Origin of the sequence: Alkaliflexus imshenetskii DSM 15055, assembly GCF_000517065.1 — a bacterium.
In the GTDB taxonomy this organism is placed as follows: domain Bacteria; phylum Bacteroidota; class Bacteroidia; order Bacteroidales; family Marinilabiliaceae; genus Alkaliflexus; species Alkaliflexus imshenetskii.
The window spans coordinates 3,042,131-3,054,625 of sequence record NZ_KI912105.1 but is presented as its reverse complement, the minus strand read 5'-3'; the positions used below and the strand labels follow the sequence as shown (position 1 = coordinate 3,054,625).

The 12,495-nt window shown below is 40.1% G+C and carries 6 protein-coding genes; all 6 read right to left on the bottom strand.

What is annotated here, in order from left to right; genetic code table 11:
- Positions 1-158: 158 nt before the first annotated feature.
- A complete protein-coding gene (locus tag ALKIM_RS19360) occupies positions 159-3,329 on the bottom strand; it encodes a PAS domain S-box protein (RefSeq protein ID WP_162148820.1) in 3,171 nt (1,056 codons plus the stop codon).
- A 168-nt stretch (positions 3,330-3,497) separates the two neighbouring features.
- A complete protein-coding gene (locus ALKIM_RS19355; RefSeq protein WP_162148819.1) occupies positions 3,498-5,471 on the bottom strand; it encodes a PAS domain-containing hybrid sensor histidine kinase/response regulator in 1,974 nt (657 codons plus the stop codon).
- Between the two features lie 92 nt (positions 5,472-5,563).
- Positions 5,564-6,886, bottom strand: a complete 1,323-nt coding sequence (locus tag ALKIM_RS0112840; RefSeq protein ID WP_026475004.1) for a 2-hydroxyacyl-CoA dehydratase family protein — start codon at positions 6,884-6,886, stop codon at positions 5,564-5,566.
- A gap of 245 nt (positions 6,887-7,131) precedes the next feature.
- Positions 7,132-8,823 (bottom strand): thiamine pyrophosphate-binding protein, encoded by a 1,692-nt coding sequence (locus ALKIM_RS0112835; protein WP_026475003.1) that lies wholly within the window; start codon positions 8,821-8,823, stop codon positions 7,132-7,134.
- A 571-nt stretch (positions 8,824-9,394) separates the two neighbouring features.
- Positions 9,395-10,774, bottom strand: a complete 1,380-nt coding sequence (gene nifK / locus ALKIM_RS0112830; RefSeq protein ID WP_026475002.1) for a nitrogenase molybdenum-iron protein subunit beta — start codon at positions 10,772-10,774, stop codon at positions 9,395-9,397.
- A gap of 84 nt (positions 10,775-10,858) precedes the next feature.
- Positions 10,859-12,487, bottom strand: a complete 1,629-nt coding sequence (locus ALKIM_RS0112825) for a nitrogenase component I subunit alpha (RefSeq protein ID WP_026475001.1) — start codon at positions 12,485-12,487, stop codon at positions 10,859-10,861.
- Positions 12,488-12,495: the final 8 nt, after the last annotated feature.

The following is a 12,495-nucleotide window of genomic DNA, read 5'->3' as shown; positions in this document are numbered from 1 at the left end:
AACAATTAACAACAATGGTATTCCCTTCAAAAACGAAGATTTCACAGAGTTTTTGAGGGGAATACTATTATATCTTAAAGAACCAACCTGCTTACAAAAATCTATTTCTTAAATAGGAAAGCAAGAAATTGCAGCTTAATTTTCATCAAAACCCCACACTATCTTTTTGATGTTTTGGCAATTAAGCTTTCTAGTATGGACATGAGTTTCTCTTTGGCAATTGGTTTTGAAATGTACTCATCAAATCCAGCGTTTAAGAAGCGCTCCGCATCCCCTGTCTGAGCAAAAGCAGTAGTAGCAATTATTGGTAAATCATGTCGAAACTCCCGAATAGCCTTAGCGGCTTGTATTCCATCCATTACGGGCATCTTTATATCCATCAGAACACAAGTGATAGCACTGTTTTGTTTACAGTAATTAACCGCCTCTAATCCATCACGGGCATGTAAATAGTTATAACCCATAAGCTCTAGCAAAGACTCAATGTAACAGAAATTTAATTCGTCGTCCTCGGCAACAAGAACCAGTGCATCGCTGTTGTTCGGTGAGGCAACAGCGCATTGTAAAGCAATATCTTCCACGTTATCCATTTTTTCGATGGGAATAGATACAATGAACATAGAGCCTTGTCCCTTTTCAGATTCAACCATTATTTTCCCATCAAGCAAGTTAACCAAACCCCGTGCAATGGCCAATCCCAGGCCACTGCCTTCATGAGTGCGCGTATTTGAGATATCCTCCTGAGTAAACATCTCAAAAATAAATTCCTGCTTGCTCTTCTCAATTCCAACCCCAGTGTCTTTAATAGAAAAATCAACTGCATTATGACTTAAGCTGCATTCAAGTAAAACTGAACCTCTATTGGTAAATTTCACCGCATTTTGAATAACAATCTGTAAAATCTTTTTGAGCAATTCTGCATCTGTATATAGCTGACAATCTTTTGCATTGCCAGATGTTGACGCTTTAAAATTCAGCCCCTTAGTATTACACAAACTTTCTGCCCATGTTGAAAGCTCATTGATCATCGCATTAACATCAACGGCCTGTTTGTTGATAGCCATTGAGCCAGAAACCAACATTGCCATATCAATATAATCAGTAACAGTATTCAACAATCTCTCGCTTGACGACTTTACAAAATCATAATAAAGTCTCCTTTTTTCGGGAGACAGGCTTGGATCAGCCAAAAAATGTCCGAAGCCAAGGATCCCATTCAACGGTGTTCTTAATTCATGCGAGATATTGTTTAAAAATGCCGTTTTCAGTCTGTCGCTCTCCTCAGCTTTTTCTTTAGCAATAACAAGCTGATGATGTATGCTTTTTTTCTCTGTGATATCCTCCTTGATGGACACATAATTTACAGTCTCACCCTTCTCATTCCTGATAGGCGATATGTGTGCTTTAACCCAGTATAACTCACCATTACTTTTTCTGTTTAATATTTCACCTTCCCAAACATTGCCCAAAAGCAAAGTCTGCCAAAATTGCTCATAAAACTGTCTGGAATGATAACCTGACTTTAAAAAGCGAGGGTTACGTCCAATTACATCATTGCTTTTGTAGCCTGTCAACTTCTCAAAAAAAGGATTAACATAAACAAGGTTTCCAAGTGAATCGGTAATATTGATGGACACATTTGCAGCTTCCACAGCTTTTTTGAGAAGTGTCATCTCCTCTCGAATCCTTATTTTATCAGAAATATCGTGAATTATCGAGTGAAAAAATACTTCTCCTCCCAACAACACCTTACCACTAAAAACCTCTACATCAACAACTTTACTGTCAGACCTTCTGTGTTTGGATTCAAACTGATGGCTCCCATTTTGCATTACCATAGCCATATCGCGATTCACCTGTTCCGCCTCCAACATACTGATTGACGAAATTTTCATATTTAGCAACTCATCAACAGTCCATCCATAAAACTGGGCTGCCGCATTATTAGCTTCAACAATATCGCCATTTAGAGGGTTAATAATAAGTTTGACAGCTGAATGTTCCTGAAATAGTAAGCGAAATTTCTCTTCACTCTCCCTAAGATTTGACTCCATCCTCTTTCTTTGGGTAATATCCTGAAACGACCCACGCACTTTAATAACCTTTCCATTTTCAATTATAGCGTGACCTATGGTGTGAACCCATTTTTCAACACCCTTAGCAGAAACAAGCTCTAACTCGAGGTTGTATGGTTCACCAGTTTCCAGAATATTCTTTATAGCTTCTTCTATGATTTTGCGCGATTCATCCTTGTAAAATGAGAGGCCTTGTAGCATTGAGGTTTCATCATCGGGATCCAGGTCATGAATTCGGGCTGTTTCTTCGGTCCAGGTTCCTTTTCCTGTGACGGCGTCGAACTCCCATCCTCCGATTTTCGCCATCTTGCCCATCTCGGTAATCAGCTCAAGCTTTTCATTGAGTAAAAACTCAATTTGCTTTCGCTCTGAAATATCAATTATATTAGTCACAAAATGCATGGGACTTCCATCCAAATCCAGTACCATAGACACGCTCACATCAGCCCACAAAATAGCTCCGTCATTACGTATCAATCTCTTTTCCAATCTGGCTGATTGGTATTTACCATTTAAAAGATCATCGGTTACCGAAATGCTATAAGGTATATCGTCAGTGTAAGTAATTTCGTGCCACTTTTTGCCATTTAAAGTTGCAGGTGTATATCCTAACATACTGCACAGCACTTGGTTTGCAAAAATTTCACCAGTAGGGAGAGTGATTGATTTGCCCACGCTTGCCGACTCAAACACAGATTTAAACTTCTGTTCACTATTTAACAGCTCTTTGTTTAATTCTATTTGCTCGTGCTTTTGAATAGCAAGCTCCACGACCAAATGTAAAACATCAACCAATAAATCCAAAACCTTGACCAACATCTCCTTGGTGACAACAGGAATTACCCCGTGGCTTAGTATTTCTCCACACAATGAGCGATAAAGTTGACTTTCATCATCTGCTTCAGACTCTTTTAATAAAAAAAGGCCCGAAACAATATTGGCGATATGGACATTGTTGACTACAATGGGAGCTACCACCTCAAATAGTCCATTTACACATTTGTAAAAATGAAATGTAGTATTAGGACTTTTGGATGGTAATATCTGATTACACCTCTCTTCGATAGGCAGTTTTCTCAAAGGATCAATGCAATTCAGATCAATCACGGGCGGTTTCCATCCTCCATTGGATAACACATTCCCATTAAGGTCAACAACGGCAAATGCATAGCCCATCGTGTTATGAAACCCATCGAGCACATTATTTACCCTGTCAAAGTCGATATATGATAACACATCATTGTTCATAACCATACAATTAACCCAATTTATAAACTGAATTAACATACCTTACACACAAAACCGTTATTGACTTGATAGTGAGGTTTATACCAATCGCTTTTGAATCAGATTTCTATTAAAACGGAGAATACAATTTAATTCACCTCAAACCCGGTGTCATCTTAAATAAAAAAATCCTAATTAAATCTGTTTTAAATAACGACTTATGGTACTTTTCAACACATCAACGCTAACAGGTTTGGTTACATACTGGTCAAAAACCGCTTTATAGTTTTCCTTTTCGACCTCGGTAGCGTAAGCGGTTTGGGCAATGATGGGCAAATTAGGGCGCCACTCCCTTATGGCTTTTGCGGCATTAAACCCATCCAACTCTGGCATTTTAATATCCATCAGAACCAATTCAACATCATGCCTCTCAAGACAAATTTTTATAGCCTCATTTCCATCTCTGGCCATGAAAACCTTCTTACAACATCCTTCTAATAAATGCACTAAAAACAACAAAGAAACCTCATCATCATCCACAACTAAAACGTTTATATTAAATTTACCATTGTCATGATAAGAAGGTTTATTAGGTATCTTCTCAACCTTATACTCCAACTCACTTAAAACTTGTGGTAACTTAAAGAAAAAGCTGGTGCCCTTCCCCTTTTCCGATTCGAGCCAAATCTTACCCCCAAGCATCTCCACAAAACCTTTGGATATTGATAAACCTAAACCTGCACCTTCATTAACTTCGTTATCGGCTGGTTCGGCTTGCACAAATCGGTCAAATATTATTCTCTGTTTGCTTTCAGCAATACCAATTCCTGAATCTTTCACAAAAAAAGTATAATCCCCATTCTCTAATGAATACCCAAAATCGATACCCCCCTCTTTTGTAAACTTCAAAGAATTCTTAATTAGGTTTGTAAATATTGCCAGAAACTTTTCTTTGTCAGTTCCAATTTTTAAATCAGTTGACAATTCAGGCATAATCAGATTTAGCTTCAATCCTTTTCGAGTGGCTTCTATTTCAAAAAAGTCATATAAAAATCTTAACTGCTCATTCACAACAATCTCGACCAAATTCACCTCCATAAGTCCGGATTCCAGCTTGGAAATATTTATTAAATCATTGATGATATTTAATAACCGTATGCCGCTCTGCTCTATTATCTGAACGTATTTTTGCTGTTTATCCGGAGTGAGTTTAGGATTTTTAAGCAATTCGGCAAATCCCAGAATGCCATTCATGGGGGTACGGATTTCATGGCTCATATTTGCCAGGAAGGCTGATTTTAACCTATCGGCTTCTTCGGCCTTATTTTTGGCCTGTATCAATTCTTCTTCGGCTCTGACTCTCATGGTTATGTCTTCGTGCATCACTACAACAAACTCTAGTTTATTGTTTGATGAAGTCACTGGGAAAATTACAGAACCCAGACAGATAGGTATATCCGGATATTTTGGATCTACCCAATTGGCATTATACCAAAAAGGAGGAGTTTTTATGATTTCTCCGTTGTACACTTGATCTACTAAACGAGATATTCCACTCTGCTGTATAAGCGGATCGTTGAAGATTGACCAATTCTCATCCGGTACAGATTTAAACATGTGAATAAATGCGCTGTTATGACGCACATGTCTACCCTCTTCGTTTAGAATTTGGATGCTATATGGATTATTCTTTATTATGCTATCGAGAATATCTGTTTTCTTTTTATTCTCTATCTCTTTATAGTACTCATCGGTTATATCCTGAGTGTTTCCAACCACTTCAGTAACCAAACCCTTTAAATCGAATGTAAGAGGCGAAAGAATGGTGGAATAGTAACGACCATTGAATAAAAAGCCTCTATACTTAACTGTTTCACCCTCAAAGGCTCGAACATAATAAGGTTTCAATGTTGTGAATAGTTCTGCGCCCAAAACCTCGGATACTTTTTTACCTGCAACATCCTTCGTTTGCAATCTGTTTTTTATGGCTATCTGTCCTTCACTAAATGAAATGACATAATCCTTTTCAGAATCGAGGCAAACCACAAACATTTGAATATCCTCCTGAGCTGAAATCAACTTTTCAAGATATTCTGCCTTGGCTTGAAAGTCCAAATTATTGTTGGTTGAGCGTGCGCTTCTATCGTTGTGTTTTTTATCTGCATCCATAGAATCAAACATTTGAATTAACCAAAGTCGTCATCTATAAATATAATTAAGATAATCACCTAAATCAATAAGAAAAATCCGATTTACACTTATCAACTTAGAAAATCCGATATTTTTTGGCGATAGTCAGAGCTGTTACTAAAAATGCGCATATAGTCTGACCGTAGTATTAATTTGGGTATTTTGTTATCAACAAGGTAATTGGATATTCCGGAAATTTTCTCATCCATTTCATTGCATCCATCAAAGTTAAAGCATATAACAGCTTCGATGCTGTAGTCACTTATAGCCTTGGCAATAGCATCTTTATCAAAACATCTAAAACTGGATGCCTGATTACAATCAATTTGTTCTACCAGGTATTTGACTGCGGCAACCGGCCATGATATCTCATCATCAACAAGCTCAATCAGACTATCAACTTGATATTTAATATTATAAATACCCATATCTGTAAGCTCATGAACTATAAGCCCACCACTTAGCTCTATTAAACGGTAGATTTCGGTGAAAGGCGGCATTATTCTGGGGCAGATAAGCAGAACCCGTTTCCTTTTACCTTCAGGATTGTATCCTATCCCGTCTTTAACGTGCTGCAACAATTCAGAATAAAGGTTTTTAAGAGCTTTAAGCAGAGTAACCGGTTCCTGAACAGAGAAAATCTGTTGCGTCCACAGACTGTTTCTTCCATCGATTGGGGGATTTGGTAAGGCACGCAGTTCTGAGATTTTATGGTACTGATTTCTAATTTCAGAATACAACATGCAATATTCCGAGAATCGCTCTCTATCCAGACCTTTATTGCCAGAAACTTTGTTAATCCATATCAGCAAATCGTTTAAATCAACTGTTACATTCTCATTGTGCTTTTGATATTTTATATTAAAAACGTTAAAGTCAGATGAACTCTTTTCAATAATTTCAGAAGCCTTAACTATATCAGGACACAAATTGGTTCCAACCACAAAATCTGCCAAATTAAAAAATACACACATGCCGGTTTTCAAAAAACCAATCATCGACTTCACTGGTGTACTTAAACCGTGTGCAATATCCTCAACATACTCCTCAACCTCGCCTGCCCCCATACATATACCAACAGGTATAAATCCATTAATCCCATATATCAACTCATGAGGAATGTTGCTATCAAGCATAGCAACTACATGCATTCCGTTGTTTCGATAATTATACAAGTCCTTAACTCGCTGACCATGCATGTCGTTCATCATTGCATCAAACATTTTCATGGTTTCCGGTCGTTGAGGCTGTGACTGAACCTCAGATAAAAAGCGCAAAAGGTTATTCTTTAAAATGGTATTAATGCGCATTTGCTCATTTCGGGGAAGAAAATGCTTTTTGCTTTTATTAAATGCCACATCCGTGATTATATCAGATTTTTCAAAGTTCTCCATAATATTTAATTAGTTGAGTAACTGTATAATTTTAATTTATAAAACATGATACAGACGCTAATAATGTTAGAATTTAAACAGATAGAGTAGTAGAAAAAGATAATTAGATTTATCTTATCTATCAGTCTAAATATCTAGCATCTAATAATCTTTAAAACAGAATTAATACATTTTTTAAACAGTCTCTATTGATACCAACAAAAAATAGGAACCATGCCATGTCACCAATTTGTTATAAATTGATATCACACTGTAAGCTTTCTTCGGCCCAAAGGGGGCATTTCATCCGGATCAATTACAACATCAATAACCACAGGACTATTAAGATACAATGATTCCTGCAAGGCGATAGAAAGATCCCCTGGTTTTTCAATTCTGTATCCCTTTAGACCATAAACTTCGGCCAGCTTCGAGAAATTAATCTCTCTAAAATCCACGCCAATGGTGCGATCAAACATCTTTTTTATGGAATGAGACGGTAAGTTATATCGTGCATCATTTAGGATAATCCAGATAACGGGTACATTGTAATGACCAGCAGTTGTTATCTCATTTCCATACATTAAAAAAGAACCATCTCCACAAATACACACCACAGGATGATCAGGTTTTGCCAACTTTATTCCTACTGAGGAGCATATAGATGCGCCCATTGAGCCCAAACCCAAGGTAGGGTAAAACCCACCCCCGTGATGAACATGCAGATAGTGCATTGCCCATGCCCAATGAGCGCCTGAGTCGGCCAAAAATAATGTATTGTCAGGTGTATTGTCACGAATTTCCTTCATGACTCTTTGAGGTTTTAACGGAACTTGCAAAGAATCCATCAAATGAGGGTTGATAACACGACCAATTCGATCAATCATCTCCTCCACCTGCCTTCCCGAATTCTTTGGCGAAGGATTGATTCTTTCCAACTCAACTTTTAAAAGCCTTGCAATAACGCTTGCATCGCCGTTTATCCCAAGTGTTACCGGATAGTTTTTGCCTATTTCTCTATGGTCAATATCGATCTGAATCATTTTTTTATTGGATACCACCCTGTCGTCCCAATTAAAAGTAGAAAACTCACCAAAGGTGGTACCAACCGCTATCACCAGGTCGGCATGTTCAAAAATATAATCAGAAGCCATGGAGTGACCGCACACGCCAAATATGCCTAAACATAAGTAGTGATTGGACGGAATCCCTCCTTTCCCTTGAATCGTTGTTGCAACAGGAATATCATAACGTTCAGCTATACTGATAATATCCCTGTGAGCTCCTGATAATACAGCTCCCCATCCGATTAAAAAAACCGGATTTATTGATTCTACTAAAAGCTGAACCGCCTCAATCACATCACTATCAAAACATGCATTATCCTTATTATGATTAGTAGCAATGGAGGTTTCAACATCTGGTATAGGTAACTCTGCCAATTGCAAATTAAAAGGGATGTTGATATGTACTGGTCCCATGCGCCCGGTAGTGGCCAGTTGAATGGCATGATCTATTTTTTCACGAATATTGTCCACGCTATCAATAAAAATACTTGCTTTGGAAATGGATTTGAAAAAATCAACCGTATTTATAGACTGCCCCTGACCAGTTGATTCCTGAAAGGCACCCTTACCAAACTCAAAAGTTGAAACCTGACCAGTAACAACCAGTAAAGGAATTGAATTCATAAAAGCAGTAGCCACTCCTGTAGCCAAATTCGTTGAACCTCCGCCGGTTGTGCCACAACAAACTCCAATCTTCCCGGTTCCTTGAGCATATCCATAGGCCATTAATGCAGCACCTGTCTCATGTTTGGTTGCTATAAACTGTATTGAATCAAAATCGATTAAAGCATCAATTAATGGGGAGATAGCTTTTCCAGTTACTCCAAACACATAATCGACCCCATGTAATACCAATTGTTCAATAATCATGTTGGCTGCTCGCTTTTTCATATACTTGATGCTAAAAAGTGATTAAAAAAAAGTCATACTTATTTGGACAATTATCATTAAACGCCATAATTTGCTATCAACCATGGTTTAAACCTAAAGATCTGAATAACAGATAGCATTGTACAATCGTCGAATCTGGAATGCCTGACTTAAGCAATGTTCACCAAAATCCAAACAAAACACCAATACAATCAAGTGTTTACAAAATACACCAACTACAACCGTCTTTTTTTTAATAAACTCAGAGTTAAGACTTGACAGATAAAAGTTAATTAAAAATCACATCTGTTTAAATTATTAGCTACAAAAAAAACGCGCCATTAAAATGTCATCAAACTAATAGAGCAACACAAACTCATTAAACACCCATCAAGACATGACACGCAAATCGCCAGACTATCAAAATACTATATCAAAACAGCATACATTACTATCATTTATCTGAATAACATAATCAAATATTCTCTACTATAGTCGATTTCATCAGCCCATTTGTATATAAACAGAAAAGGCCACCAGAGTTATACTCCAGTGACCTTTCAAAGAAAAATTATCAAAAGATAATTGATTCTTAAATCTGAAACTCCACTTTCTCTTCGGGACAGGTACGGTCTTCATAATCGAGAAAGGCGTTGAGAATTTGAACCAGTAAATTGGCTGCGCCCTGGTAGCCGGTCTTAGGCATATAGTTATGCCCCGGACGGTCGGCAATCGGAAAGCCGAAGCGCACAAATGGTGTGTCCTCATCACGGGCAATATATTTGCCATAGGTGTTGCCAATGAGCAAATCCACGCCTTCCTGCTTAATCCACTGGTGCATCATAAACATATCGGCACGCTCACCACATTTGTATTTTGCCTCGGGGATATTCTTTAATATTTCACCCATGCGTTCATCAAAAAGTTTTCCTGAAGTGCCACTCACCACATAAACCGGTTTCATATCCAACGACACCAGAAACTCGCACAAAGGAATAAGTGTGTCGGGGTCGCCCCACAATGCCACACGTTTGCCATATAGATTTCGGGCGCTGTCGGCAATTAAATCGACCAAACGGCCACGCTCCAGCGTGATGGCGTCGGGCACCGGAACGTTTGCGTGACGGCTTAACGACATGATGAACCGGTCGGTGGCCTTCAAACCAATGGGTATATCCACCACCTCGAATTTCACTTTACATTTATTCTCGAGGGTAATGCAGGCATCTTCGGTGGAATAGGGGCCAATGCCAATGGTGAATTTACTGTCGCCAGTGGCTTCCATATCGGCGGTGGTGGTGCCACCAGCCGGATACATTTGAAACTTACCATCAAGGGGCGCATCCAGCACATCGCTCATATCGGGAAACAGGATGGTGCGGGCTTCCAACTCCTTGGCCAGACGCTTAATCTCGCGCATGTCCGAAGGCTCCATCCATCCCGCCACCAGGTTCACCACATTTTTCTTTTTCAGGGTGGCCTTTGAGAAGAATTTCACAAAAGCACTCACCTGATTGGCATAGCCGGTTACGTGCGTTCCCACATAGCTTGGCGTGTTGCAGTAAATCACCTTTTTGCCCTCGGGTATCATACCATCATCGGCCGCTTTTGCAATAATTGCTGTCATATCGTCGCCAATGGTCTCTGAAAGACACGTGGTGTGGGCGGCAATTACGTCAGGGTTATACACGGAGAAGATGGTATTGATGGATTGCACCAGGTTGGCCGAACCGCCAAACACTGAAGCACCTTCGGTAAATGAGCTGGTAGCAGCCATCACAGGCTCCTTGAAATGTCGTGTGAGCATGCTGCGGTGGTATGAGCAGCAACCTTGCGAACCGTGGCTGTGGGGCAAACAACCATGCAGTCCCAGGGCTGCATACATTGCCCCCACAGGCTGACAGGTTTTGGCCGGATTGATGGTCAATGCCTTCCTGTCTATCTCTTTGGGTGTTGTGTGTCGTAATAACATAATTAATCAGGTTTAGATTTTACTGAATAACAGAAATATAAATCACATCAAACTAATGCTCAACTATTTCTGCCATTTAAAGGTTTAGGAGGCATAAACTGCTTCAATAACCTCCTCACGCTCCCACGGTGCCTTCATCTCTTTCCAGATGGATGTAGACATCATCATGGCAATGTCGTTATAGAAATTGATGGCACCCTGAAAACCTGCATAAGGACCTCCGGAATCGTAGTTGTGAAGCTGTTTGAGTGGCACTCCCATTTTCTGAGCTACGTACTTCTCTTTGATGCCGGCACAAAAAATATCCGGTTTGTACATTTCAATCAGCTTGTCCATCTCATAATGGCTCAGGTCATCAATCACCAATGCTCCCTTTTCCATATCGGCCATCAAACCGGCGTACTCGTTGTATTCAAAACCAACTTCCTTCTCCAAGGCTTCGATGCGTTCTTTTGAAATGCGCTCCTTGTAACGCGTTTGATCCTTACTCACGGTAATTTCTTCGATGTTACGGGTATCGGCATCAATCTGAATGGTTGGAATAACGCGGCGTCCTTCATAATCGTCGCGGTGACCAAACTCGTAACCGGCAGCCAGAGTTTTAACGCCAAGCTCGTTAAAAAGCTCCTGGTAATGGTGCGCCCGCGACCCACCTACAAAGAGCATGGCAGTTTTGCCTGTAGTTTTGGGTATAACAGCGTTACGAACAACCTCCACTTTGGCCATCTCTTCGACAATCACCTCTTCTACTCTGGCTTTAAGTTCGGCATCGTCGAAATAGGCAGCTGCTTTGCGCAAGGCTTTGGCAGTAGCACCTGCACCAATAAAATTGACCTTTATCCATGGAATACCAAAAGATGTTTCGAGCATCTCGGCCACGTAATTGATGGAGCGGTGGCACATCACCATCGACAAATCGGCTGTGTGGGCATTTTCAAATGAGTTCACAGTTGAGTTACCCGAAAATGTGGCCACCAACTCGATGCCGCATTTTTCAAACATCTCCTCCAACACAAACGCGTCGCCGCCAATGTTGTACTCGCCCAGCAGGTTAACGCGGTATTTAAACTTGCCATTTACCGAATCATCGCGACCAATAAGGTGCTTGTAAAGCTGGTTGTTGGCAATGTGGTGACCAGCAGATTGTGATACGCCGCGGTAGCCTTCGCAGGAGAATCCGAAGATGTTGATTTTGTTGTCATACTCTTCCATCATCTGTTTCGCAACCCGATGCACATCATCGCCAATTAGCCCTACGGGACAAGTAGAAAAAACGGCGACTGCCTTGGGATTAAAAAGCTCCACAGCCTCACGTATGGCCTGTTTAAGTTTCTCCTCACCACCAAAAACAATGTTAGAGTCCTGCATGTCGGTTGAGAAAGCATACGGAATGAAGTTCTCCTCCATATCGGATTCGGTACGGGTCTGATTTCGACGTGTGAGCCAGGAGTAGAAAGCACATCCGATGGGACCGTGCGTAATGTTTACAATGTCGCGGGTTGGGCCCAACACCACCCCTTTGCATCCCGCATAAGTACATCCTCTTTGTGTGATGATACCCGGCACAGTGCGGATGTTGGCCTGAATCTGCGGAATATTATCCGGGTCGTTGTTAATGATGGCTTTGGCCCTTTTACGGCCTACTTTGGTGGGATACTTCCCAACCACTGCCTCCCGGAACTTGTCCAGTTCAATTTTTTTTGTCTTTCCCATAATTACAT

Excerpts from the sequence above, each read along its gene's own strand:
- ALKIM_RS19355 (WP_162148819.1), bottom strand. The coding sequence starts at position 5,471 with ATGGATGCAGATAAAAAACACAACGATAGAAGCGCACGCTCAACCAAC.
- ALKIM_RS0112835 (WP_026475003.1), bottom strand. The coding sequence starts at position 8,823 with ATGAAAAAGCGAGCAGCCAACATGATTATTGAACAATTGGTATTACAT.
- nifK (WP_026475002.1), bottom strand. The coding sequence starts at position 10,774 with ATGTTATTACGACACACAACACCCAAAGAGATAGACAGGAAGGCATTG.
- ALKIM_RS0112825 (WP_026475001.1), bottom strand. The coding sequence starts at position 12,487 with ATGGGAAAGACAAAAAAAATTGAACTGGACAAGTTCCGGGAGGCAGTG.
- ALKIM_RS0112840 (WP_026475004.1), bottom strand. The coding sequence starts at position 6,886 with ATGGAGAACTTTGAAAAATCTGATATAATCACGGATGTGGCATTTAAT.
- ALKIM_RS19360 (WP_162148820.1), bottom strand. The coding sequence starts at position 3,329 with ATGGTTATGAACAATGATGTGTTATCATATATCGACTTTGACAGGGTA.